The organism is Pseudomonas sp. AL03, from assembly GCF_029960815.1.
Classification (GTDB): Bacteria; Pseudomonadota; Gammaproteobacteria; order Pseudomonadales; family Pseudomonadaceae; genus Aquipseudomonas.
This window is the reverse complement of the sequence record NZ_JASBRE010000018.1, coordinates 16525-41805: the sequence shown is the minus strand read 5'-3', so window position 1 is coordinate 41805 and position 25281 is coordinate 16525. Positions and strand designations below refer to the sequence as shown.

Genomic DNA, 25281 nt, shown 5'->3' with positions numbered 1-25281 from the left:
TGGGCTATAACCTTTGACACACATTATTTGTAGTAGGGAGCATCAGTACATGCAACTCGGGATTATTGGACTGGGCCGCATGGGCGGCAATATTGCGCGGCGCCTGATGCTCAACGGGCATACCACCGTTGTTTACGACCGCAATACCGCCTTTGTCGACACCCTGGCCGCAGAAGGCGCCTCTGGCGTCATCGACCTGCCGGCGCTGGTCGCTGGCCTGGCCAAACCACGTGCGGTGTGGGTCATGCTGCCGGCCGGCGCACCGACCGAAGACACCATCGACACCCTGAGCACCTTGCTTGAAGCCGGCGATACCATTATCGACGGCGGCAACACCTTCTATAAGGACGACATCCGCCGGGCGAAAACCCTATCGGAGAAAGGCCTGCACTACATCGACGTCGGCACCTCCGGCGGCGTCTGGGGCCTGGAGCGTGGTTACTGCATGATGATCGGCGGCGAAGCCGAGGTGGTTAAACGCCTTGATCCGCTGTTCGAGAGCCTTGCACCGGGCCTGGGCGACATCCCGCGGACGAAGGACCGCAAGTCCGAAGACGATCGTGCCGAGCGCGGTTACATCCACGCCGGCCCGGCCGGTTCTGGCCATTTCGTGAAAATGATCCACAACGGCATCGAATACGGAATGATGCAGGCCTTCGCCGAAGGCTTCGACATTCTCAAGACCAAGGCCAGCACTAACCTGCCGGAAGATCAGCGTTTTGACCTGAACGTGGCCGACATCGCCGAAGTCTGGCGCCGTGGCAGCGTCGTGTCGTCCTGGTTGCTCGACCTGACCGCCGACGCGTTGGCCAGCGATCCGAAACTCGACGGTTACACAGGCGCCGTGGCTGACAGCGGTGAAGGTCGCTGGACCATCGAAGCCGCCATGGAGCAATCGGTGCCCGTACCGGTGCTGTCGAACTCGCTGTTCTCGCGCTACCGTTCGCGCGGGCAAGGCACCTTTGGCGACAAGATTCTCTCGGCCCAGCGCTTCGGCTTCGGCGGCCACGTGGAGACTGCGAAAAAATGACCCGCTTGATCCGCAATAAATCCAAGGCAGAACCCGCACCACCGACCACGCTGTTCCTGTTCGGTGCCCATGGTGACCTGGTCAAGCGTCTGCTGATGCCGGCGCTGTACAACCTGAGTCGTGACGGTCTGCTTGGGGATGGACTGCGGATCATCGGCGTTGACCACAACGCCATCACCGACGAAGCCTTTGCGAAAAAACTCGAAGATTTCATTCGAGCCGAAGTGGCCGCCAAGGTCGGCAAGGGCGATCAAGCCCTTGACCCGGACTTGTGGGCCAAACTGGCCAAAGGCATCAGCTACGTCCAGGGTGACTTCCTGGACGACAGCACCTATCAAGCACTGGCGGCGAAAATCGCCGCCAGCGGCACCGGCAACGCCGTCTTCTACCTGGCCACCGCGCCACGCTTTTTCAGCGAGGTGGTGCGCCGTCTCGGTGCCGCCGGGTTGCTTGCGGAAACCCCTGAAGCGTTCAGACGGGTGGTGATCGAAAAACCTTTCGGTTCCGATCTGCACACCGCCGAAGCCTTGAACGCTTGCTTGCTGAAGGTGATGACGGAAAACCAGATCTACCGAATCGATCACTATCTGGGCAAGGAAACCGTGCAGAACATTCTGATCAGCCGGTTCTCCAATAGCCTGTTCGAAGCGTTCTGGAACAATCACTACATCGACCACGTACAAATCACCGCCGCCGAAACCGTCGGCGTGGAAACCCGCGGCAGTTTTTATGAACACACCGGCGCCTTGCGGGACATGGTGCCCAATCACCTGTTCCAATTGCTGGCGATGGTCGCGATGGAGCCGCCGGCCGCCTTCGGCGCTGATGCCGTACGCGGCGAGAAAGCCAAGGTGGTCGGTGCGATTCGCCCCTGGTCGGTGGAGGAAGCGCTGGCCAACTCGGTGCGCGGCCAATACGCAGCCGGCGAGGTCGACGGCAAGGTGTTGCCGGGTTATCGCCAGGAAAACAACGTGGCGCCCGACAGCAACACCGAAACCTATGTCGCGCTGAAAGTCATGATCGACAACTGGCGCTGGGTCGGCGTGCCGTTCTACCTGCGCACCGGCAAGCGCATGAGCGTGCGCGATACCGAGATTGTCATCTGCTTCAAACCGGCGCCGTATGCGCAGTTCCGCGATACCGAGGTCGATGAGCTGCAACCGACCTACCTGCGGATCCAGATTCAGCCCAACGAAGGCATGTGGTTCGATCTGCTGGCCAAACGACCCGGTCCGGCCTTGAAGATGGCCAATATCGAACTGGGCTTTGCCTACAAGGATTTCTTTGAAATGCAGCCGTCCACCGGCTACGAAACGCTGATCTACGATTGCCTGACGGGCGATCAGACGCTGTTCCAGCGCGCCGACAACATCGAGAATGGCTGGCGCGCCGTGCAGCCGTTCCTCGATGCCTGGCAGCAGGACGCGAGCGTACAGAGGTATGCCGCTGGCGAAGACGGGCCGAAGGCTGGGGAAGAATTGCTGACCCGCGACGGTCGCGTTTGGCACAGCCTCGGATGAGTGATGCAACGCAACATCCCATCCGTTTTCTGCTCAGCGACATGGACGGCACCTTGCTACTGCCCGATCACAGCCTCAGCCAGCGCACCATTGAAGCGGTTCGTTCCTTGCGCGAGGCCGGCGTGCTGTTCAGCCTGGCCACTGGCCGTCCGCCGAAAGCCATGTTGCAGCAGATCGAAGCCTTGGGCGTCGACCTGCCGACAGCCGCCTTCAACGGTGGCACCATCGTCAATCCGGACGGCAGTTTACTGGTCGCGCATTACTTGCCGGCGACGGCTGCGCTGACGGCATTGGCGCTGTTTTCCGATCAACAAGACGTTGAAGTCTGGGTGTTCAGCGGGGGCGACTGGCTGTTGAAGGATCCGAACGGGCCGATGGTCCCTCGCGAACAGCACGGGCTGGGCTATCCGCCGGTGGTGGTCGAGAGCTTCGAGCCTTTTCTTGAGCGTATCGACAAGATCGTCGCCACCAGCAATAACACTCAGTTGTTGATCGAACTGGAAGCGCAGCTGCTGCCCAAGGTTGAGAGCCAGGCGCAGGTCTCGCGTTCACAGCCGGTGTACCTGGACGTGACCGCGATGCAGGCGAATAAGGGCGCAGCGCTGGCGACACTGGCCAAATTTCTCGGTGTGCCGCTGGAGCAGACCGCGGCGCTGGGCGACGGCGGTAACGACCCGGCGATGTTTCATCGCGCAGGCTTGTCGATCGCCATGGGGCAGTCGGAAGAGGCGGTGAAGCGCCAGGCCGATGTGGTGACTGGCGCCAATACCGAGGACGGCGCGGCGCAGGCAATCGAGCGCTATATCCTCAACGCAGGTTAACCGCGTTATCGTTCTTCGCGGGCAAGTCGGATCGCCGCACCGCTCGCTCCTACAGATTCACCCCTGTAGGGGCGAGCGGTGCGGCGATCCGACTTGCCCGCGAAGGCGTCAAACCTGCTGACTCAAAGCCAGAAACTCACTGCATACCACCCCAACACACCCATCACCACGGTGTACGGCAACGCCATCCACACCATCCGCCCGTACGACAGGCGAATCAGCGGTGCAATCGCCGAGGTCAGCAGGAACAGAAACGCAGCCTGACCATTGGGTGTCGCCACGCTCGGCAGGTTGGTGCCGGTGTTGATCGCAATCGCCAGCGTCTCGAAATGCTCACGGCTCATGTGGCCGGAGAGGAAGGCCTGTTTCACTTCGGTGATGTAAATGGTCGCCACGAACACGTTGTCGCTGATGGCCGACAGCAAACCGTTGGCAATAAACAGCATGCCCGGCTGTTGATCCGCCGGCAGGGCCAGCACCCACTGGATCAAAGGCGTGAACAGTTGCTGATCGTGAATCACCGCCACCACCGCGAAAAACACCACCAACAGCGCTGTGAACGGCATGGCATCTTTGAACGCGTTGCCGATTCGGTGCTCGTCGGTGATGCCAGTGAACGCGGTGATCAGCACGATCACCATCAAGCCGATCAGGCCGACCTCGGCAATGTGGAACGCCAGCCCCGCAATCAGAATCAGCGCTGCCAATGCCTGCACGATGAGCGCTGCACGTTGGCGTGAGGTGCGTTCGGCATTGTCTTCGGCGGCGTAATTGGCCAGTACCACACGCACGTTGTCCGGTAACAGCGTGCCGTAACCGAACCAGCGCAACTTCTCCAGCAGGACGCAGGTCACCAGACCTGCCACCAGGACCGGCAATGAAACCGGGGCGACTTTCAGAAAGAACTCAGCGAAGTGCCAGCCCATCTCGTGGCCGATCAACAGGTTCTGCGGCTCACCGACCAATGTGCAAACACCGCCCAGCGCGGTACCCACGGCGCCGTGCATCAGCAGACTGCGCAGAAAGGCACGGAATTGTTCGAGGTCGGCGTGATGGAGTTTGGGCAGGTGCTGGTCATCGCCAAACTCGCTGTCCTGACGCGGATCATTGCCCGAGGCAACGCGGTGATATACCGAGTAAAACCCGACGGACGCACTGATGATCACAGCGGTTACCGTCAAGGCATCAAGAAACGCCGACAGAAACGCCGACAGGAAGCAGAACATCAACGCCAGCAGCGCCTTGGAGCGAACCCCGAGCAGCAGCCGTGAGAACAGAAACAACAGCAGGTCTTTCATGAAGTAGATGCCGGCGACCATGAACATCAGCAGCAGGATCACCGGAAAGTTGTGCACCAGTTCGTCGTAGAGTGCCTGGGGCGTGGTCATCTTCAGCAGCAGCGCTTCGACCAGCAGCAAGCCGCCGGGCATCAACGGATAACACTTGAGCGCCATGGCCAGGGTGAAGATGAATTCCAGCACCAGCAGCCAACCGGCCGCCACTGGGCCTACGGTCCACAACACCAGTGCGTTGAGAATCAGGAAGCCAACAATGCTTGCCTTGTACCAGCGGGGTGAATGCCCGAGAAAATTGTGCGCGAACGCCTGAGCCATTGAACCGGGCATCGGCTACTCCTTGCATTAAGAAGCGCGCAACTTGCCGTAAGCGGAAGAGAAGATCAAGTGTAGGAAAACTATGCAGGCCTACCCCCGATAGCGGGCGACGACCGCCCGATAATTGCCATCCTGTGAATAGCCACCTACGACAATGTTTCCATCGGTCTGGATGATCACTGAAGTCGCGGTATCCAGGCTGCGGCTCAGGTGAGTGCAAACCCAACCGGCGCCATTGCCGAAGCTGTGATCGAGTTGCCCGTCAGGCAGATGCCGGGCCAGAATGAAATCCGCCTCGACAGCGCCGATCGTTGCCCCGACCGTCAGCACACAACCGTCCGGCAATGCCTGCGCGGCAGTCCACTGGCAGCCACTGTGGCCGATCTGCAGCAACTGGGCGTGGCCTCCATTGCAATGAATGTCCGGGCGACCGTTGCTGTTTACTCTCAGTGCCAGGCAGTGCATCGGGTCGCGGCTGCTGCCAAAACACTGCACATCGCCATTTTCCTGTTGGACGACCTGGCTGACCTGAGCGCTATACCCCCGTGCCTTGAAGGTCATAAAACCATCCACGGCGAAACAATTGTCGAGCCTGCCGTCGGTGTGATAGCGGGCCAGCAGACCCTCTTCAGGGAAGTTGATCGACCCGCCCACCAGGATTCGACCGTCTTGTTGCACCCTCAGGCTGCTGAGCCAGGTGTTCATCAGCAAGTGCCTGACAATCACGAAGCCACGACCGTTGAAGGTATCGTCCAGCGAGCCATCGGTGTTGAGTCGTATCAGGATGCCAACATGATCGGCCAGTTCGAAGTGATGATTGGCCTGCAGCAGGATTCGACCGTCCTCCTGCACGCACACATCACAGGCTTCTGCTCCCGGTACGCCGGGTGGTAGCCAGGCGTTACGCACACCCCGGGAAAGACCGCCTGGCAGACGCACGACGCAGCGGCCATTGTCGCCAAAACATTGGACCGGCTGGCCATGCTGATCAAACAGGGCGAGGGCGGGCAGTGTCCGGCGAGCATCTTCGTAGTGCAGGCCGGCGACCAGAATGTGCCCATCGGGCAAAACCTGGACGCTGCCGGCCATGGCCTCGAAGCCGTGTTCAAATTGCCCGATGACGCTGCCTTTACTGCCGAACGCCAGATCTGCCGAGCCGTCCTCAAGCAGGCGAGCCAGACCAAAGCGGTTGCCGCCCCGCGTTTCGACCTTCGCCGCGACCAACAACCTGCCACGTGAATCAATCGCCACGCCGTTGGCCATGCTTGAGAGGCTGCCAGCAAAATACACTTGGGTTTTGCCGGTGCCGGCAAAGGTTGTATCGAGCGTTCCGGCGTCGTTCAGTGCTGCAGGTGAGGCAACCGCTGTCTGGAGTGACATGCACGCAGCTCCTTGCGAGTCGTCCTGATCCAGGAGGTGGGGGGGCGACTGTATAAGGAAATCATTCAATCCTTGAATGATTAGATGCACAACTGTCAGAACTAATAAACGGAGGGTCGCTGTGTGCCAGAACAGTGTCTTTTCGAACCACTGGCAAGCCTGCCAAGTAGTTCACTGCGTGCAACTTCGAAAAATAATCGGGGAGGTGCGGGTTACCGATAAGTAACCCGCAACATGCTTAGTGTGGCATCGACCACGATTGCAGTTGATAACCGTCCTGACTTAACTCGGCGCGTGCCTGTTCGAGCAAGCTTTCAAGTTGTGCAGGATCGGAATACGCACTGCTTGGGATCTGTGTGCGACTGATGCGGGTGTTGGTGCGATCGATAACGGTCAGGCTGAGTTCGCCATTGCCGTCTTGTGGGGCCCAGGCCACGCATTGAAATGGCTTGAACGCGCGGTCGGCAATCAAAAGAGCTTCGTTGATACGGAGCGGGGCGGTCATGGGATTTTCTCTCTGTGTGCCCAATCAAGTGATGTGCCGTCGGTTGGGCTTACCGTTCGGCTGGTTACTTGTACTGATGCCCGCAACCAGGGCTTGGGTCACACACAATCAAAAGAAATTTCAATTTTCTTTCTTGTCCTCGGGAATGAGGCTCGCTTTGAAAGCGCAATGTAAGGAAACACTCGTCAGGTAGCTGGAAAAACCGCTTCTTATAACTCAATACGCAGCAGGCCTATAGTCAAACGGTACAAGCTCCCGTCAAATTCTTGCTAATGTTACAGCCAGATCCGCCAAATGACTGTTTTTAATAAAAATTCCTAAAGTTTGGCGCCAAGGAACTTTCATGAACGAAGCGCCTGCCTTACGACGTTTATTAGTGGTGGATCCCTGCGACGACTGCCATCGTCTGTTACCGGGATTACGCTCCGTAGGTTGGGACGTTGACAGCTGTTCGCTGGAAAACGCCGCCGACCGGGCCTGTGACGTGGGTTTGTTACGTTTGCAGCCCTGTCATCTCGATCACCCGGATGCCGTCAAAGAGGTGATCAGCCGCAGCGGTACCGAGTGGATCGCCGTGCTCAACCAGGAAGTCCTGCGGCTACAGAACGTCGGGGACTTTGTCTGCGAGTGGTTTTTCGATTTTCATACGTTGCCGTTCGATGTCTCCAGGGTCCAGGTCACACTGGGTCGGGCCTTTGGCATGGCGCGCCTGCGCGGGCAGGGCACGGTTCATATCGATCAGCCCGAGCACGAACTGCTGGGCGACAGCAAGCCTATACGCGAACTGCGCAAGCTATTAAGCAAACTGGCGCCCACCGAGTCGCCGGTGTTGATTCGCGGCGAAAGCGGGACAGGTAAAGAACTGGTCGCCCGCACGCTGCATCGACAATCCCTGCGCCACAGTAAACCCTTTGTCGCGATCAACTGCGGGGCTATTCCCGAGCACCTGATCCAGTCCGAACTGTTCGGCCACGAGAAGGGTGCCTTTACTGGCGCCCATCAACGCAAGGTCGGACGGATCGAAGCGGCCAACGGCGGCACGCTGTTTCTCGACGAGATCGGTGATCTGCCCCTGGAGCTGCAGGCGAACCTGTTGCGTTTCCTCCAGGAAAAACACATCGAGCGGGTGGGCGGCAGTCAGCCGATTCCCGTGGATGTGCGGGTGTTGGCCGCGACCCATGTCGATCTTGAGGCCGCGATCGAGAAGAAACGCTTTCGCGAAGATCTGTATTATCGCCTGAACGTGTTGCAGGTCGCGACCGCGCCCCTGCGTGAGCGCAATGGCGATCTGTCGATGCTGGCCAACCATTTTTCCCATTTCTACAGCCATGAAACCGGCCGCCGTCCGCGCAGCTTCAGTGAAGACGCCTTGATTGCCATGGGCAAGCATGACTGGCCGGGCAATGTTCGCGAGCTGGCCAACCGGGTACGTCGCGGGTTGGTACTGGCCGAAGGCCGGCAGATCGAAGCGCGAGACCTGGGGCTGATCAGCCATCAGGCCCTTGCCGCGCCGATGGGCACGCTGGAAGACTACAAGCACCGGGCAGAGCGCCAGGCCTTATGCGATGTACTTAACCGCCACAGCGATAATTTGAGCATCGCCGCCAGGGTGCTGGGGATATCCAGGCCTACCTTCTACCGTTTGTTGCACAAGCATCAGATACGTTGAGCGATTGCAGACCCGTAGGAGCGAGCGGTGCGGCGATCCGACTTGCCCGCGAAGAACGCTACGCGGTTTAACTGAATCACCGCGCTATCGTTCTTCGCGGGCAAGCCTCGCTCCTACAGGATCAACAAAAAAACCCGCCGAAAAAGCGGGCTTTTTCGTGGGGTCCGGATTAGAAGTAGTACGGGAATTTCAGGCTGAAGGAAAAGTCTGGCGAGTCGTCGGTCAGGCCGATGGCCAGGTTGGGAACGATCGTCAGGTTATCGGTTGCTGCCAGGGTCATGCCGATGTTGAAGTTGGCCGAGTTGTAATCGCTGTTGGAAATCGATTGCCAATCACCACCGTCCGGCTTGATCTTGCTCTTGCGGGCGAACTGATCGGTGAACGAGAACGACATACTCATCTTCTCGTTCAAGGCGAATGCAATGCCGGCGCCAACCTGCCAGGAATTGCCCAGTTTCACGTCCCCGGGCACCTTGGAGTTGATCTGAGGGCTGATGTCGCTGAAAGAGTCTTCCATGTTGTAGGTGTAGGCCAGGCTGCCGAACAGCACGGCCGGGTCGAAGGTCTTGACCAGCGAGATACCCGGGGTGATCGACCAGACACCATTGCCGGTAGGCAAGTCCTCGGGTACCGAGAGGTTATCGTTGTTTGGGTCATTGACCAGCTTGATGCCGTAAGGGTCTTTACCGGTCGGCGCCTTGACGCGCAGTGTAACGACCGCGTCGGGCAGGTTGGCCGACTCATCCAGAAACTTGTAAGCAACGCCAACGTTCACATCGCCGATGGTCGGGTCGCGGGTAACGGTTGCGTCCGACGTCACCGGGCCCGCGCCACCGGCGCCACCGGAGGAATACGTTGATTCGCGATAAACCACGGGGACGTTAATATCGAACTGCCAGCGTTGTGCCACGTTGTAGCGGGCGGTCAGGTCCAGGGTCCAGTTATCCGCCTTGATACGGTCGAGGTTGATGTTACCGAGGAAAATCGAGTCCAGTGCCAGGAAGCCATTGAGCGTCAGCGCACGGGTATCGTAGTGCGTGTAGGTCAGGCCGGTTTCGAGGCTGAACTTGCCGCCACCGAAGAAGCCGCTGGCTTCGTCATACAGGTTGGAAACGCTTTGCGCAGGCTCCGAATCATCCTTGAGCGATTGGCCGTATGAACTGCCTGTGGTTCCCGGCGCACCGGCGGCCACCGTCTGGCCACCCTTGGTCGTTTCGGCGGGGGATTTGGTCAGGCGTTTGGGAGCAGGTGTCGCAGGTGTTTCTTCGACTTGGCGAACGCGTTGCTCGAGTACCATCAGCGCGTTCTGTTGTGCTTCGTAACGCTGTTTCAACTCCATGAGTTCTTGTTTTAGTATTTCGACCTGGGGGTCCGGTGCTGCGTATAGCAGTGTGACCGGGGCCAGGCTACTCAAACAAACGATAGCTCTGAACGTTAACGATCGGTGCATGGGTTAGCCGTCCCTTCTGATTACATCTGATGAGACTGAGCGTAGATCAGAATCCGAGAGTGCGAAGGCCTTTGAGCTGGTCCAGGTTGCCGTTCAGCGACCCGGCTGTCGGCACGTTGTCACGCAGCACGACATTGAAGGACGTGAGGTTGCTGACCTGGTTGCCACCGCCGAGCAACGTCGTGTTCTGCATCAGCCCACCCTGGGCCAGGCGTTGTACGGTACTGCCCTGGTTGTTGTTGGCCACGATGTTGAGTTGCACACCAGCACCGGTCGAGGAAATGCTCAGCGAGCCCGCGCCATTGGCGCCGACCATCGTCGAGCCTGCGGCCAATGCCTGGCCCTGCTGTTGCGTTGCTGGCGCTTGGTTAGCCTTTGTGACGTTGATATCAACGTTGTTGTAGGCAGCGTTATGGTCGCCGGCAACACGCACGACTTGAGTGACGCCTTCGGTGCTGTTGAGGCCGCTGCCGCCAGTGACGGTACCGGTGCCTTGCGAACGCGCTGAGCCATTACCTTTTTCGTTGATTATCGACACATAGAACTGTGGCTTGATGGTCGATTGTTGAATGTGCATCGAGGAAGTTGCCCCGATCACTTCACCGTTGGCATTTTGCCAAGTGCTGGTCATGACAATGCCGAAACTGATGATCCGTCCCGGCATGACATAGCGGCCTCGCAGGGTCGCCAATTCCTGATCATTCAGCTCAATGGGTTTGAACGTCTGTGCAGGGGTCGGCAGGCTGGCGGCCAGGCAAACCACGGCCAGCCAGATTGGAGTCTTCATTGGAATGCTCCCGGAGCGTCGTGCTCCCTTGTTATTAGAAGAAGTCGCTTTGGATGAATCCGAAATCCATCAACTCTGCGTCTTGCACCGGGCTGAAGGTGTTGATGCGGTTCTTGGCGGTCAGTGGCAGGGGTGGGTCGAGCAACGCATTGGTTTTGTCGTAGCCTTGGCCGATGACGGCAAAGATGATGCCGTTCCAGCCTTTGACAAAGTCGTCGACTTTGTAACGTTTATGACCGAGTACCGGATCTCCGATATAGACCCAGCCCTTATCGACTCTTTGCATGACCACAAAATGTTTGTAGCCACGGATATCCAAGAGGACCACAACCGGAATTCTGATTTCGCTCAACGTTTCCGGCGCTACCCGGTAGCCACGGGCCCGCATGCCGATACTTTCCACGTAACGCTTCATGTCGAGCATGGAGAAGCCCTGGACGCGGACAAGATCCTGGTCGGAGTGTGACAGCATGCCTTCGATGATTTGTTCTTCGTTTACGTCCAGCCAATAGGCCTGGCGCAATACGGTCGCCAGCGCAGCTGCGCCGCAACTGAAGTCGGTTTTCTGTTGCACCAGGTCGGAAAACTTGCGCTCACGCACGCTTTGGATCGGCTTGAACACCACCGCGCCACCCGGCAGGACGGAAAGCGGTATTTGTGCAGCCTCGCTCACACTGGTCACACAAAGCAAAAATGCCAAGGCGATAATGCGCATAGTGGGATGCCTTCTGGTTGTGTTGAAAAAAGGCCCCCATAAGGGGGCCTCCAGAGACAGCAATTAGAACGATTGGTTGGCAATGGCCAGCGAGTTGCTTTGTTGGTTACCCACACCGGCAGCCACGTTGACGCCCAGGTTGCCACTGCCACCATTCACCGAACCGCTCAGGGTTGCAGTGTTGGTCACAGGGTTAGCCCAGCCAGTTGGAGTCAGCACTTGATAGGAATAGGTGTTGCTCAAATCAAATGAACTGCTCTCACTGAAGCTTCCCGCTTTTGCGAACTCGGATTCGGACGATTGACTGGCCGATTTTTCGAACGAGGAGGCGTTCGATTTCTCGAACGACTTATCGAACGATTTTTCGAACGAGGAATTGCGCGATTTGTCGTACGAGGATTCATGCGATTTGTCGTACGAGGAGTCGCGAGAAATGTCGAACGAGGATTCGCGCGATTTTTCGAACGATTTGTCTACCGCTACGTCAAGCGTTGCGTCAAGCGATGCGCTAAGCGATGACTCGGAACTCCTGCTGCGGGTGCGATCGCCAAAGCCATTGTTGACGGTAGTGGAACTGGAAGCCGCCTTATCAATGTCCAAAGTAGCGCCCAAGGAAGCGCTCAAGGATGCACTCGAAGAACCGCTCGCAGAACTGCTGTTGGAACCGCTCGCAGAACTGCTGTTGGAACCGCTCGCAGCGCTGCTGTTGGAACCACTCGCATTGCTGGCGGAAGAACCGCTTACATCAATGCTTAGGGAACCGCTGCTATTAGAGCTGTTGGAACCGGCCGCGGCCCAGCTCGAAGAAGCGCTTTCACTGCCGCTAACCTCGAATGACTTATCTTTAGAGAAACTACCGCTGGCCGTGTTGGTAACCGTAATCGTATCCACACGGTACGTCCGATCGGCGTTGTTATTCACTGTCAGGCCAGGACCGTTTTGATTGGCAGAGGCGGTGGCTCTTGCGCTACCCAGCGGGGAGTTGGAGTTGGCAATTGCCATGGTGTTTTTCTGTTGGTTAAGGTCGCCGCCAGCAATGTTGATCCCCATATTGCCGTTGCTGCCATCGGCCGATCCGCTCATAACGGCAGAGTTTGTGGTGCCGTGGTTGTAGACCTTGTTGTTGTTGCTGTGTTGCTGGACTCTAGCGCTGGCGTTGGCATGGCCGAACACGAAGCTGTTATCGAGACTGGAGTCGGAGCCAGCGTTTGCGATGGCGGCCGCGTTGTCTTGTTGGTTGCCCGCGCCTGCTGCCACGTTGATGCCGACGTTGCCGCTCGAACCTGAGCCAGAGCTGCTCATCTCGGCTGAGTTCTGAGTCCCTTCGTTGTAGATGCGGTTGCCGGTACTGTTCTGCCTATCGCTCGCATTGGCAGTCGCGTCGGTTTGGATCCATATTGGACGAGGGGTGTGGTTGCCACCACGTCGATCGTTCTGACCAGCTTGTGCAGCAACAGCCAATACCGCGGCGATTGCAAAAACCAGAGGCTTTATTGCCATCGAAGGTTTCATGGTGATTCTCCGTACTTATTTTAGGTTAAGTGTTGTACCTACCTGTTTGGGTCAATCCGTGACCCGTACGCTCAGGGTGTTGGCAGTTCGGTTTCCCACCCCGGCGCTCTGATTCAACTGGATCACCCCACGGCTACCGGTGAAGGCCTGATCGCTGGTAGCGACCTGGCGATAGCCTGGTGCAGAGTCAGTTGGATCGGAGTTGGTGATCAGCGTCACGTTCTGTTGCCTGAGGACGCTGTCGTCGATACTTTGCGGCTGAGCACTGACGCTGATACGCAGTGCGTTGGCTTGCTGGTTGCTGGCGCCCGCGCTCTGGTTGACGCCCAGTACGCCGTTGCCGTGGCTGAAGGAATCGCCTTGAATGCTGGAATGGGCATCGATCCTGGGGTCGACCCGCGTCCGCAACCGTTGGCGAATCTGTGTGGTCGCGCTGGCTCCATGGCCAATGGCGATGGCCCGGGCGTTGGCCTGTTGCTGTTGATCGCCCGCAGCCTGGTTGACCGTGAGGTTGCCGTGGTACTGCATGCCCGAACTGTCGATTTCGGCGTTATTGATGACGGGAGGTTGGGCAAAGGTCGTTGCACTGCAAAACATGGCGATAATCAGCAGCGTACGATTCATCTTAACGGTCTCCCGTTATGACTTTCAGAGCACCCAGGCCTTGCTGGATGTTTGAATTGACCATGTTGGCAATACCGTTACCCGAATTTCCCGAACGTCCAGCGGGGAGGTTGGAAAGCTGGGTCTGGTTGGTGATATTGCCGCCCAGGTTGTTGGAACCTTGAGCGACCAGGCGGGAGATGCCTGCACCACTGGCGACGTTGGCAAAGTCACCGTCGCTCAACTCGTTCGTTTGGCTGAGGATGTGTTTGGACGGGTTGGCATTGGCGGTCGTGGGGTTAGGGTCGGGCATTACCGGCGGACGGGTTGCCATGCGCGGTTGGACATCACGTTTGATAATGATAATGCCGTTATCAGCCTGTACAGGCAGGCAAACACTTGAGCCCAGTGCGCATCCGATCAGCAGGAGGCTATAGATTTTTTTATCAAATTTCCCCACAGCGGCAATTCCTTCTGTAAGTGGAACGCTGGCCCTTATCAGCGTTACGAGGAAGAGAGCAGAAGGTGTGCCGGTTTTTGTTTTTCTTTTAAAAACAGTTGATTGGCGTTAATTGTCGAGGTAGTCAAAAAATTTTTGTAACGCCACTGATACAGAGCCGCGCAAAACCGTCGTCCATGCTGGCGGCATTGCTCGCTAGGGGCGTTGAAGGCAGGTTGTATCAGTGGCTTAACATTTTTTTGCTGGAGTGCTCGGGCCGCTTTAGCTCGCGGGTTTTCGCAGGGGAGGGTGTTTCAGGAATGGACATTTGCGGCAGGGCGGGGTACCCCTGTCAGGCCTTGAGCAAGCGCGTCACAGCTTCGAAGGCCACGTCCTTGCGCTGTTTCCAATCACCTTGCAGCACCTGGCAAGGCTGGCGGTGCAGGTCAAGCCATTGGCGGCTGGCCTGGAAAAACGCCTGGCGTTCTGCCAGTTGCGGTTGGCAACGCTGCCCGTCGTCATGCCAGGCCACGGTTTCAGGGCTCAGCAGCAAATGCAGGTCGTAGTGCCGTGCCAGCAATGCTTGCTCGATCCACGTCGGGCAAGCGCCAAACAAAGTGCGACTCCAAAGGATATTGCTTAAGAGGTGCGTATCGAGAATCAACAGTGACGGTTGTTTGGCGCGTGCTTCATCTTCCCAATTCAGTTGGCCATGCGCTATGGATGTAATGTCTTCATAGCAGGTTACGCGGGCTTCACTTTCGATGAAATGCCGAACGTACTCACCGACCAATATGCCGCCAAAATTGCCGTAAATCTCGCTTGAAAGCCAGCTTTTGCCGCTGGATTCCGGCCCTGCCAGCACCAACACCTTCATGGGCACAGCAGCGGATCGCTGCGCCATGTGCGCCAGCCTTTAATGGCCAGCAGGGTGAACAGACCATACAGGGCAGCAGTCAGGTACATTCCCTTGTACAGGAACAGGCCGACGAAAATACAGTCCAGGACGATCCACAGCGGCCAGCACTGCACGCGTTTTTGCGCCATCCATAATTGCGCCACCAGGCTGAACCCCGTCAGCGCGGCATCGAGCCAGGGTTGGGCGGCATCGGTCCAGTTCGCCATAGCAGCACCCAACAACAAACTGCCGACCGCTCCAATGACCAGGCCGAAAGCGACCGATTTACCGTCGAGCAGGCTGACTTGCCGACCCTGCTGCGCATCCCCCGCACGCGTCCACTGCCACCAGCCATAGAGCTGCAACGCGGCGTAAATCACCTGCAGCAGCATGTCCGAGTACAGCTTCACCTCAAAAAAGATCCAGCTATAAAGCAGCACCATGACCAGGCCGATCGGCCAGCACCAGGGGTTCTGTTTGACCGTCAACCAAACGGCAATGACACCGAGGGTGGCGGCAAACAGTTCAAGCCCGGACATGGCGGTTCCTTGGGGGAAGTTTAAGAGGGGGGGCGGATTGTAACGGCAGACGCTACCGAGTAGAACCGGCGTGCGCTGTCCTTTGTAGCAGCTGCCGAGCTAGGCAACTGCCACAAAGGCGGTTACACCCGGAACTGCTTGAGCAGACCGTTCAACTGCTCACTCAATTCCTTCAGGTGAACGCTGGCCACGCTCGACTGTTCGGCCGCCAGCGCCGTGCTGTGGGACAAACCGGCTGCCTGGGTGACGTTCTGGTTGATGTCCTCGACCACATGCGCCTGTTGCAAGGTCGCGCTGGCGATGGAGGCGTTCAGCCCGTTGAGGTTGCGCAACGCCTGGCCAATGGCATTCAGGCTTGCACCGGCCAGACCGGCCTGCTCGATGGTCAACTGTGATGCACGGCTGCTGTCGCCGATCACTTTGACCGCCGCTTCGGAATGACTTTGCAGGCGCTCGATCATCGACTGGATCTCCGCTGTGGATTTCTGGGTGCGCTGGGCCAGCAGTCGCACTTCATCGGCCACCACCGCAAAACCGCGACCTTGCTCGCCAGCCCGGGCGGCTTCGATGGCCGCGTTGAGGGCCAGCAGGTTGGTTTGCTCGGCGATGGAGCGGATCACTTCGAGGACGCTGCCAATCTGCGTGCTTTCGGCGGCCAGGGTACGAATCACTTCCACCGCCTGATCGATGGTGGACGACAATTTGTCGATCTGTTGCAGACTGCCATCGATATTGACCTGACCTTGCTGCGCCTGAGACTCGGCATCGCGCATTTCGCTGGCGGCGTGCTCGGCGTTTTTCGCAACATCGTGCACGCCATACGTCACTTCATTGATGGCAGTGGCCACCAGTTCCATTTGCTGGGACTGTTGCTGGCTGCGTTGCTGGGCCTGGGCAGCGTCGTTGCCCAGTTCGCTGGACGACTGGCCCAGGGCACTGGCGGACACTTGCAGTTCTTTGATCACCAGTCGCAGCTTGGCGGTGAAGGCGTTGAAGTGCCGTGCCAGTTGCGTGACTTCATCCTGGCCATGGGTGTCGAGGCTGCGGGTCAGGTCGCTCTCGCCGCTGGCGATGTTAGCCATGGCGTTCACGGTTTCCTGCAGTGGACGCACGATGCTGCGGGCAATCAGGATCACCAGCAGCGCCATGATCAGGGCAATCACCAGCCCCACGAACGAGGCCTTCCAGACCTGGGCATAGAATTCGGCTTGCATGTCATCGATGTACACGCCCGAACCGATCACCCAACCCCAAGGCTCGAACAGTTTGACGTAGGACGTTTTTTCTACCGGCGCACTGGCCCCCGGTTTAGGCCAGCGATAGTCGATCGTGCCGGCACCCTTGCTCTTGGCGACGGCGACCATTTCGTTAAACAAAGCAAAACCATCCGGGTCGCGGATTGCCGAGAGGTTCTGGCCATCGAGCTTCGGGTTGGCCGGGTGCATGATCATCACCGGCGTCAGGTCATTGATCCAGAAGTAGTCATTCTGGTCATAGCGCAGACCGCGAACGGCTGTCAGTGCCTGCTTCTGCGCAGCATCGCGGGTGAGCGTGCCGGCGGTTTCGAGGTCGTGGTAATAGGTCAGAATGCCACTGGCGGTTTGCACCACATGCTGGGTTTTCTGAGCCTTGGCGTGGTACAGGTCATCGTGAATCTGCTTGAGCATCAAAACGCCCAACGTCATTAGCATCATCACGGCCACGATCAAGATGAGCCACAAACGTCGGCTGATCGACATACTGCGCAAGCTGTTCATAACGCTGCCACTCCGGTTTTTTTTCTTGTAATAAATGATCGCCAGCATCCAACCACACTTTGCCTATCGGTCATATCCGACCCAAGTCCAATAACGCGGCAGCGTTAATCAGACTTGTCTGATAGGATTTCGGCCCCGCACGGAAAAACCTGAATCCAAGTTGATTTTTCACGGAATTTTTACGGTTTTGTCTGGATCCTGCGCGCGCGGCACTTCAGCTACGCTGATCGCAGTTAACGCTCTGACACCTATTAACGGGGCATGCTTTTGCGCATCGCCTTTGGGGGATTGATGGATCTTTGGACCGCCTTGCAGGCATTGATTTTAGGCGTTGTAGAAGGGCTGACGGAGTTTTTGCCCATTTCCAGTACCGGTCACCAAATCATCGTGGCGGACTTGCTCAACTTCGGTGGCGAGAGGGCCATTGCGTTCAACATCATTATTCAGCTGGGGGCGATTCTGGCGGTGGTGTGGGAGTTTCGCCGCAAGATATTCGATGTGGTTATCGGTTTGCCGACGCAGCCGAGCGCTCGACGCTTTACCGCGAACCTGCTGATCGCCTTCCTGCCAGCCGTGGTATTGGGGGTGATTTTCGCTGATCTGATCCACGAGTATCTGTTCAACCCGATCACCGTGGCCACGGCGTTGGTCGTGGGCGGTATCGTCATGCTGTGGGCTGAGAAGCGTCAGCATGAAGTGCATGCCCACACCGTCGACGAAATCACCTGGAAAGACGCGCTGAAAGTTGGTTTTGCCCAGTGCCTGGCAATGATTCCCGGGACCTCGCGCTCCGGCTCGACGATCATTGGCGGTTTGCTGTTCGGCTTGTCGCGCAAGACCGCCACCGAGTTTTCTTTCTTCCTGGCGATGCCGACCATGGTCGGCGCGGCGGTGTACTCAGGCTACAAGTATCGCGACCTGTTCGTTCCGGCTGATTTTCCGGTGTTCGCGATCGGTTTCGTGACGGCGTTCATCTTCGCGATGATTGCCGTCAGAGCCTTGCTCGTGTTCATCGGCAGCCACAGCTATGCGGCGTTTGCCTGGTATCGCATCGCGTTCGGCCTGGTCATCCTGGCCACCTGGCAGTTCGGCTGGATCGACTGGACCGCGGTTAAGCCATGAATGATGGCAGCTCGCGCAACAAGCCCGGACGCAAGCCTGGAGGAGAGATCCAGCAACCACGGCTGAAACTGCTGGTGTTCGCGGTGCTGTGCGCGCTGCCGCTGTTCGGCGCGATGTCGTTGTGGCTGCGCGGGGTTTCGGTAATTCCCCTGGCGGCGTACGGGATCGTCAGCGTGCTGGCGTTCTTTCTGTACTGGAGCGACAAGCGCAAGGCGCGTGCCGACCATTGGCGCACGCCGGAAAACGTGCTGCATGCGGTGGAACTCGCCGGCGGCTGGCCGGGCGCCTTGCTGGCACAGCAGCTGTTTCGGCACAAGACGCGCAAAGTGTCGTTTCAGCTGATCTTCTGGGTGATCGTGCTGCTGCACCAAGTGTTCTGGATCGATCAATTGTTCCTGGGGGCCAATCTGCTGGCGCTGTTTTAAAGCAGCAGTCCGACCTGGGTACGCTTGGGCAACTTGCTCACCACCAATTGATGGGAACGCTGCAACAAGCCTTGCAGCTCTTCAGGGCCCAACGGGTAGGGCGTTTCCATGATGATCCACTGAGCTCGCGCCAGATACGGCGCCGGGCGGATTCCCGGGCGGTCGCAATGACCGAGAAACACGTCCTTGTCGACCTTGAAGGCCAGGGAGTCGCCCCGCAGATTCTGCAAGGCGAACATCTTGTTCCCCGCAATCGAAAACACCCGCACGCCACCCCACTTGTAATCTTCCCGCGCACCCGGCAGTGCGAGACAGAATTGCACGACGTCCTCTTCGCTCATACGTCCAGCCTTCATATCAGTTGGTCCCCACAGGCATTGAATGATTCGATCAAATGGTCGAGCCAGGCGCGTACGGCCGGCATCACCCCGCGCCGATGAGGGTAGACCGCTTGCAGCCAGCCGCCAGGCAACGACCAATCGGGCAGCAACTGCACCAGCGAGCCGTTTTCCAGTTCCTGCTCGCAATACATCATCGGCAGCATGGTAAAACCCTGGCCGGCGAGGGTGCAGGCCTTGCGCACGATAAAGTCATCGATGCCCAATCGCGCTTCGAGGCTCAACTCAAAGCTTTTACCCTGTTGGTTGAGCATGCGTATATGCACCATGCGGTCGGCTTCCAGGGCGCCGAGCACGGGCAGGTTTTTCAGGTCTTCGGGGTGGTTGATTTCACGTCCGTGCAAGAACGCGGGGCTGGCGACCATCGCCATCTGTGCCTGGCGCAAACGTCGAGTGACCAGCAGCGGATCCTCATCGCCCAACTCACGCACCCGCAGCGCGACATCGACGCCCTCGGTCACCAGGTCGACGCGGCGATTGAGCAGCATGACTTCCAGTTGAACCTGAGGAAACTTTTCAAGGAAATCGCTAATCACTGTCCGCAGAATTTGGTGGGCCAGCCCGACGGGGCAGGACACCCGCAAACGCCCGCGAGGTTCGCTGGACATGCTGGCAACGGCTTCATCCGCCATCTCGGCTTCCAGCAGCATCGCCTGACAGTGCCGCAGATAACGTTCACCCACGGCAGTCAGCTTCAGTTGTCGAGTGGTGCGTTGCAGCAGGCGCGCACCCAGACGTTCTTCCAGCTCGGCGATGCGCCGTGATAATCGCGACTTGGGAATCCCGAGCAAACGTCCGGCCGCAGCGAAGCCACCGGCTTCAACCACCTTGGCGAAGTAGTAAAGATCATTGAGGTCTTGCATAGTTGAACTCGATTGTTCTATCAGTGGGACGAACTATCGCATTGTTGCGGTCTAATCATCTATTGGTTTCGCCTGTAGGATTCACTCCATCAGATCGCCGCGTAGCGATCCTTACCTGGAGATCCCACATGAAACTGCTGCATATCGATTCGAGCATTCTTGGTGACAACTCGGCTTCCCGTCAGCTGAGCAGCGAAGTCGTTAAAGCCTGGCAAACGGCCGCGCCGGCTGCCGTGGTGACCTACCGCGACCTGGCCGCCGATGCGATCAGCCATTTTTCCGCCACCACCCTGGTTGCCGCCGGTACTACCGCTGAATTGCGCAACGCCGCCCAGCAGCACGAAGCCGAGCTGAGCGCCTCGACGCTGGCCGAATTCCTCGCCGCCGATGCCGTGGTGATTGCAGCCCCGATGTACAACTTCACTATCCCGACACAACTCAAAGCCTGGATCGACCGCATCGCCGTTGCCGGTCAGACCTTCCGTTACACCGAAGCCGGCCCTGAAGGCCTGTGCGGCGGCAAGAAAGTCGTGATCGTATCGACTGCCGGTGGTCTGCATGCCGGTCAAGCGACGGGTGTTGCTCACGAAGATTACTTGAAACTGCTGTTCGGCTTCCTCGGTATCACGGACATCGAGTTCGTCCGTGCCCATGGCCTTGCTTACGGTGACGATGTCCGCACCAAAGCCATGAGCGACGCTCACACGCAAATCAGCGAGCAGTTGTTCGCCGCGGCGTAAGGCTGATGTAAAGAAAATCAAACAGCTCGGGCAATACCCAGAAAACTCTGTATTCTGATCACGCAAGTGCCAGAAGCGGAGTTTTTGTTTCTGGCTGTTTCATCTCCTGGCCCGGGTTATGCAGTCGAGGGTTACCGTCTCCGGTCAAGTAACAAGGTGGGGCATCCCATGGCGCGTCTTTGTGCAACGTTACTGATTTGCCTGCTCAGCAGCTTGAATTCAGTGCACGCCGCGCCTGCGCCGCATCCTCACTGGAGCGCCGGCTTCCATGAGATGAGCTTTCTCGACCCTCTGGACTTGCAGCCGATGCGCGCCATCGCCTTCTATCCCTCCATCGACAAGGAGCACTCCAGCAAAATAGAGGGCTACACGGTCGAAGCAGGCGAGGACACCCCAGTCGCCATCGGCCGTTTCCCGCTGCTGATGCTGTCCCACGGCAACACAGGAACCCCGCTGGCCTTGCACGACCTCGCCACGTCGCTGGCCCGCAAAGGTTTTGTGGTGGTGGCGGTGATCCACCCCGGTGACAACTCCAAAGACCACAGCCGCCTCGGTACTTTGAGTAACCTTTACGGTCGGCCCATCCAGATTTCTGAAGCCATTACCGCGACGCTCGGCGATCGTATGCTCGCGCCCTTCGTCAATGCCAATCAGGTCGGTGTGATCGGCTATTCGGCGGGTGGGGAGACGGCGCTGATTCTGTCCGGCGCGACGCCAGACCTGGACCGCCTGCGCCGCTATTGCCAGGAGCGCCCGGACGACCGCGATGCCTGCAACACCCAAGGTGAATTGATTGTCGACCGTGATGACTTGCAACCGGTGGCTGACCCTCGGGTTCGCGCCTTGCTGCTAATGGCGCCGCTGAGCCTGAAGTTTGGCCGCCATACCCTGGCCGACGTACATGTGCCGGTGCTGCTATACAGCGGCGACGGCGACAAACTGGTGGCGTTCGACAAGAATGCCGCCGCCCTGGCGCGCAAACTGCCGATAGCACCGGACTTCAAGTTGCTGGCCGGGGCAGGGCACTTCGTGTTCATGGCGCCTTGCAACGAAGAGCAGATCATTGCCATGCCGGCGCTGTGCACCGATGCCGATGGCGTCGACCGCAAAGACATTCACCGCACCCTGGTGTCCGAAGCCGGACGTTTCTTCTCCCACGCTCTGGGCAAACCGAGCAGGGCCGGGATGCAGACTGCTGATCAGTAATCAGGCGCTCATCGCACGGCGTTTCAACAACAGTGTCAGGCCCAATCCTGCTACCGACAGCAACGCCGCGCTGAAGAAAATCCACGTATACCCCAGGTTCAACGCCACCGCGCCCATCAACGGCCCGGCAATCGCCAGCGCCAGATCGAAAAACACCGCGTAAGCACTCAGTCCCGCCCCGCGACTGGAGTTGGGCACTTGCTTGATCGCTTCGACCCCCAACGCCGGATAGACCAGCGACAGACCGAACCCGGTCAGGCCTGCGCCGATCAGCGCATAACCGGTCGAAGGCGCGAGCCACAGCAGCACCAAGCCCACTGTTTCAATGCTCATGCAGGCAATGGCTGAGGTAAATCCACCGAAACGGCTGATGCTGGAGATGAACAACAGCCGCGCCAGAATGAAACAGACGCCGAACACCGTCAGGCAATAGGCCGCGCCGACCCAGCCGCGGCTGACGTAATACAGGGTAATGAAGGTGGTCAAGGTGCCGTAGCCAATGGACGCGAGGCTCAGGCTCGCGCCGAACGGTGCAATACGCCCGAACACTGCCCAGAACGGCAGGCGCTCGCCGCGTATCACCGGCACCGAAGGCTTGTTGCGGATCAGCAACAACGCCGCCAGCGCCAGCACCGACAGCGCGATCCCAAGACTGGCGAATCCCAGCTCACCCACCATCACCACCCCCAGCGGCGCACCAATGGCGATGGCGCCGTAGGAGGCGATGCCGTTCCAGGAGATTGATCGCGCGGTATGTTCAGCGCCCACCTGACCCATGCACCAACTGATGGTGCCGACCCCGATCAAACCTTGAGCAATCCCCAGCAACAAGCGGCCAGCGATCAGGATCAACAGGCTCAGCAATGGAACGCTTTGCAGCAGCGTTGAAATCAACGTCAGCACGCCGCTCAACACAATCCCCGATAACCCGTAAACAATCGCTCGCTTGGTGCCGATGCTGTCCGACATACGCCCGGCCATCGGGCGGCTGAGCAGGGTGGCCAGGTATTGCGAGCCGATGGTCAGCCCCGCGATGATTGCGCTGAAACCCAGCTGTTCGTGGACATACCCCGGCAACACCGCAATCGGCAGGCCGATGCAGAGGAAGGCAATAAAGGTATAGAAGACGATGGAGACGATCTGCAGGGTGATCGCCGTGGAGCTTTGTGGTGGCAGTTGCTGCGCAGACATGAGGGCTCGTTCGCGGGCGGCGGTGGGAGAACTGCATCATGGCGGGGGCTGCAAATAAAAGGAAGCAGGCTAACTACTTTCTCAAGGTCGATCCGCGCATAAAAAAGCCCCGTCACCAGGACAGGGCTTTTCAGTTGCAGCAGACGCTTAGAAAACAACGCCTTGGCTACGCAGGTAGTCGTCATAGGTGCCGCTGAAGTCGATCACGCCGCTGGCGCTCAACTCGATGATGCGGGTGGCCAGGGACGATACGAACTCACGGTCGTGGCTGACGAAGATCAGCGTGCCCGGGTAGTTCTCCAGCGCCAGGTTCAACGCTTCGATGGATTCCATATCCAAGTGGTTGGTCGGTTCGTCCATGATCAGCACGTTCGGCTTTTGCAGGATCAGCTTGCCGAACAGCATGCGACCTTGCTCACCACCGGAGATGACCTTGACCGACTTGAGAATCTCGTCGTTGGAGAACAGCATCCGGCCGAGGGTGCCGCGAACCAGTTGCTCGCCGCCCAGGGTCCATTGGCCCATCCAGTCGAACAGGTTGCAGTCGTCTTCGAAGTCGTGCGCGTGGTCCTGGGCGTAGTAGCCCAGTTCCGCGGCGTCGGTCCACTTCACGGTGCCGGCATCCGGGGTCAGTTCGTTGACCAGGGTGCGCAGCAGGGTGGTTTTGCCGATACCGTTCGGGCCGATGATCGCCACGCGCTCACCAGCTTCAACCTGGAAGCTGAAGTCCTTGAACAGCGGCTTGCCGTCGAAGCCTTTGGCCATGCGCTCGACGATGACCGCCTGGCGGTGCAGCTTCTTGGTTTGTTCGAAACGGATGAACGGGCTCACACGGCTCGAAGGCTTGACCTCGGCCAGCTGGATCTTGTCAATCGCCTTGGCGCGGGAAGTGGCCTGCTTGGCTTTCGAGGCGTTGGCCGAGAAACGGCTGACGAACGATTGCAGTTCCGAGATCTGCGCTTTCTTCTTGGCGTTGTCCGACAGCAGTTGCTCGCGGGATTGGGTCGCCACGGTCATGTATTCGTCGTAGTTGCCCGGGAACAGGCGCAGTTCGCCGTAATCCAGGTCAGCCATGTGGGTGCACACGCTGTTCAGGAAGTGACGGTCGTGAGAGATGATGATCATCAGGCTGGAGCGCTGGGTCAGAATGTTTTCCAGCCAGCGGATGGTGTTGATGTCCAGGTGGTTGGTCGGTTCGTCGAGCAACAGCACTTCAGGATCGGAGAACAGCGCCTGCGCCAGCAATACGCGCAGTTTCCAGCCTGGGGACACTTCGCTCATCGGGCCGAAGTGCTGCTCGATGCCGATACCCAGGCCCAGCAACAGTTCGCCAGCACGGGATTCGGCGGTGTAGCCGTCCATTTCAGCGAACTCGGTTTCCAGTTCTGCCACGGCCATGCCGTCTTCTTCGGTCATTTCCGGCAGCGAGTAGATGCGGTCGCGCTCGGCCTTGACCTTCCACAGCTCTTCGTGGCCCATGATCACGGTGTCGAGCACGGTGAATTCTTCGTAGGCGAACTGGTCCTGGCGCAGTTTACCCAGGCGTACATTCGGCTCCAGCATGACCTGGCCGCCGGATGGCTCGAGGTCGCCGCCGAGGATTTTCATGAAGGTCGACTTGCCGCAACCGTTGGCGCCGATCAGACCGTAGCGGTTGCCCGCGCCGAATTTGACCGAAACGTTTTCGAATAGCGGCTTGGCGCCGAACTGCATCGTTATGTTAGCTGTAGAGATCAAAGGTTTTTCCTGCGAAGCATTCAGAGTAGCTAGGGTTGCGGCAGTACCGATTCAGTACCCGTTTCCGGTATTCGAACCACAGGAATTGCATCCCGGTCAGAAGCGGAAGGTCCATCTGGCAATAAGTGGACAGCAGCATATGGAGCGCTTGGCCCGAGTCGACGTGCGCTGAGACGGGGTTCATTCCCGTCATCAACCAAGGGGGGCGCGTAATGTTTGGCGGCGATTGTACTGGTCTGGCTCTTTAAACGATAGGGTGTTAGGGCCGCACGGCCGCTTTGGCAGCATCAGCGGACAGATTTTTACCGTTGAAGGTTAACTATTGGTTACAAACTGTGGCTAGAATGCAGGCCCTTGGGCC

At 58.5% G+C, this 25281-nt stretch carries 24 protein-coding genes; 8 read left to right on the top strand and 16 right to left on the bottom strand.

Annotation, left to right across the window (positions count from 1 at the left end):
• Positions 1 to 49: 49 nt before the first annotated feature.
• From gnd to QK293_RS18015, 3 genes are read left to right on the top strand one after another with little or no spacing between them, the layout of a single operon-like run.
• Entirely contained in the window at positions 50 to 1030 is a 981-nt protein-coding gene (gene gnd, locus QK293_RS18025; protein WP_282379406.1) for a phosphogluconate dehydrogenase (NAD(+)-dependent, decarboxylating), read from the top strand.
• Positions 1027 to 2550 carry a glucose-6-phosphate dehydrogenase gene (gene zwf, locus QK293_RS18020; RefSeq protein WP_282379404.1) on the top strand — a complete coding sequence of 508 codons (1524 nt, stop codon included), beginning with the start codon at positions 1027 to 1029 and terminating at the stop codon, positions 2548 to 2550. The genes gnd and zwf overlap by 4 nt, the downstream gene beginning before the upstream one ends.
• Positions 2547 to 3371: an HAD family hydrolase gene (locus QK293_RS18015; RefSeq protein WP_282379402.1), complete on the top strand. Its 825-nt coding sequence runs from the start codon at positions 2547 to 2549 to the stop codon at positions 3369 to 3371. Before zwf ends, QK293_RS18015 begins: the two co-directional genes overlap by 4 nt.
• A 122-nt stretch (positions 3372 to 3493) precedes the next feature.
• Here the strand turns inward: QK293_RS18015 and nhaB are convergent, their stop codons facing one another.
• From nhaB to QK293_RS18000, 3 genes are all read right to left on the bottom strand, one after another.
• Positions 3494 to 4996, bottom strand: coding sequence for a sodium/proton antiporter NhaB (nhaB, locus tag QK293_RS18010; RefSeq protein ID WP_282379400.1), 1503 nt, complete (start codon positions 4994 to 4996; stop codon positions 3494 to 3496).
• A 78-nt stretch (positions 4997 to 5074) separates the two neighbouring features.
• A complete protein-coding gene (locus QK293_RS18005; protein WP_282379398.1) occupies positions 5075 to 6364 on the bottom strand; it encodes a hypothetical protein in 1290 nt (429 codons plus the stop codon).
• 238 nt (positions 6365 to 6602) lie between these two features.
• Entirely contained in the window at positions 6603 to 6869 is a 267-nt protein-coding gene (locus QK293_RS18000) for a hypothetical protein (RefSeq protein WP_282379396.1), read from the bottom strand.
• Positions 6870 to 7212: 343 nt separating this feature from the next.
• On the opposite strand from QK293_RS18000, the gene QK293_RS17995 reads away from it, so the two are divergent.
• Entirely contained in the window at positions 7213 to 8538 is a 1326-nt protein-coding gene (locus QK293_RS17995; RefSeq protein WP_282379394.1) for a sigma-54 dependent transcriptional regulator, read from the top strand.
• Positions 8539 to 8707: 169 nt separating this feature from the next.
• Here QK293_RS17995 and QK293_RS17990 read toward each other — a convergent pair whose 3' ends face one another.
• The 9 genes from QK293_RS17990 to QK293_RS17950 all read right to left on the bottom strand — a co-directional run bounded on the left by QK293_RS17990 (position 8708) and on the right by QK293_RS17950 (position 17238).
• Positions 8708 to 9988 (bottom strand): hypothetical protein, encoded by a 1281-nt coding sequence (locus QK293_RS17990; RefSeq protein WP_282379392.1) that lies wholly within the window; start codon positions 9986 to 9988, stop codon positions 8708 to 8710.
• Positions 9989 to 10034: 46 nt separating this feature from the next.
• Positions 10035 to 10775: a hypothetical protein gene (locus QK293_RS17985; RefSeq protein ID WP_282379390.1), complete on the bottom strand. Its 741-nt coding sequence runs from the start codon at positions 10773 to 10775 to the stop codon at positions 10035 to 10037.
• 34 nt (positions 10776 to 10809) lie between these two features.
• Complete coding sequence (locus QK293_RS17980; protein ID WP_282379388.1) at positions 10810 to 11490, bottom strand: C39 family peptidase; 681 nt, start codon at positions 11488 to 11490, stop codon at positions 10810 to 10812.
• Positions 11491 to 11553: 63 nt separating this feature from the next.
• A complete protein-coding gene (locus tag QK293_RS17975; RefSeq protein ID WP_282379387.1) occupies positions 11554 to 13002 on the bottom strand; it encodes a heme utilization protein in 1449 nt (482 codons plus the stop codon).
• A 51-nt stretch (positions 13003 to 13053) separates the two neighbouring features.
• On the bottom strand, positions 13054 to 13626 hold the full coding sequence (locus QK293_RS17970; RefSeq protein WP_282379386.1) for an adhesin: 573 nt from the start codon (positions 13624 to 13626) through the stop codon (positions 13054 to 13056).
• 1 nt (position 13627) lies between these two features.
• Positions 13628 to 14065: a hypothetical protein gene (locus QK293_RS17965; RefSeq protein WP_282379385.1), complete on the bottom strand. Its 438-nt coding sequence runs from the start codon at positions 14063 to 14065 to the stop codon at positions 13628 to 13630.
• A gap of 331 nt (positions 14066 to 14396) precedes the next feature.
• Complete coding sequence (locus tag QK293_RS17960) at positions 14397 to 14921, bottom strand: AAA family ATPase (protein ID WP_282379571.1); 525 nt, start codon at positions 14919 to 14921, stop codon at positions 14397 to 14399.
• A complete protein-coding gene (pnuC, locus tag QK293_RS17955) occupies positions 14918 to 15481 on the bottom strand; it encodes a nicotinamide riboside transporter PnuC (RefSeq protein WP_282379383.1) in 564 nt (187 codons plus the stop codon). Before pnuC ends, QK293_RS17960 begins: the two co-directional genes overlap by 4 nt.
• 122 nt (positions 15482 to 15603) lie before the next feature.
• Positions 15604 to 17238 carry a methyl-accepting chemotaxis protein gene (locus QK293_RS17950; RefSeq protein ID WP_282379381.1) on the bottom strand — a complete coding sequence of 545 codons (1635 nt, stop codon included), beginning with the start codon at positions 17236 to 17238 and terminating at the stop codon, positions 15604 to 15606.
• A 291-nt stretch (positions 17239 to 17529) separates the two neighbouring features.
• Here QK293_RS17950 and QK293_RS17945 point away from each other — a divergent pair, with 291 nt between their 5' ends.
• A complete protein-coding gene (locus tag QK293_RS17945; RefSeq protein WP_282379378.1) occupies positions 17530 to 18360 on the top strand; it encodes an undecaprenyl-diphosphate phosphatase in 831 nt (276 codons plus the stop codon).
• Complete coding sequence (locus QK293_RS17940) at positions 18357 to 18785, top strand: DUF1294 domain-containing protein (RefSeq protein WP_282379376.1); 429 nt, start codon at positions 18357 to 18359, stop codon at positions 18783 to 18785. Before QK293_RS17945 ends, QK293_RS17940 begins: the two co-directional genes overlap by 4 nt.
• Here the strand turns inward: QK293_RS17940 and QK293_RS17935 are convergent.
• The gene (locus QK293_RS17935) at positions 18782 to 19141 is read right to left on the bottom strand and encodes an MmcQ/YjbR family DNA-binding protein (RefSeq protein WP_282379374.1); all 360 of its coding nucleotides are present in this window, start codon (positions 19139 to 19141) and stop codon (positions 18782 to 18784) included. The genes QK293_RS17940 and QK293_RS17935 overlap by 4 nt on opposite strands.
• Positions 19138 to 20046 (bottom strand): LysR substrate-binding domain-containing protein, encoded by a 909-nt coding sequence (locus QK293_RS17930; RefSeq protein ID WP_282379372.1) that lies wholly within the window; start codon positions 20044 to 20046, stop codon positions 19138 to 19140. The genes QK293_RS17935 and QK293_RS17930 overlap by 4 nt, the downstream gene beginning before the upstream one ends.
• Positions 20047 to 20174: 128 nt before the next feature.
• Between QK293_RS17930 and QK293_RS17925 the strand changes: the two genes are divergently transcribed.
• Both QK293_RS17925 and QK293_RS17920 read left to right on the top strand, forming a co-directional pair.
• On the top strand, positions 20175 to 20786 hold the full coding sequence (locus QK293_RS17925) for an FMN-dependent NADH-azoreductase (RefSeq protein WP_282379370.1): 612 nt from the start codon (positions 20175 to 20177) through the stop codon (positions 20784 to 20786).
• A gap of 168 nt (positions 20787 to 20954) precedes the next feature.
• On the top strand, positions 20955 to 21992 hold the full coding sequence (locus QK293_RS17920; RefSeq protein ID WP_282379368.1) for a dienelactone hydrolase: 1038 nt from the start codon (positions 20955 to 20957) through the stop codon (positions 21990 to 21992).
• Here QK293_RS17920 and QK293_RS17915 read toward each other — a convergent pair whose 3' ends face one another.
• Together QK293_RS17915 and QK293_RS17910 are read right to left on the bottom strand one after the other, a co-directional pair.
• Positions 21993 to 23183 carry an MFS transporter gene (locus tag QK293_RS17915; RefSeq protein ID WP_282379366.1) on the bottom strand — a complete coding sequence of 397 codons (1191 nt, stop codon included), beginning with the start codon at positions 23181 to 23183 and terminating at the stop codon, positions 21993 to 21995.
• Between the two features lie 147 nt (positions 23184 to 23330).
• Positions 23331 to 24920: an ABC-F family ATPase gene (locus tag QK293_RS17910; protein ID WP_282379364.1), complete on the bottom strand. Its 1590-nt coding sequence runs from the start codon at positions 24918 to 24920 to the stop codon at positions 23331 to 23333.
• Positions 24921 to 25281 lie beyond the last annotated feature (361 nt).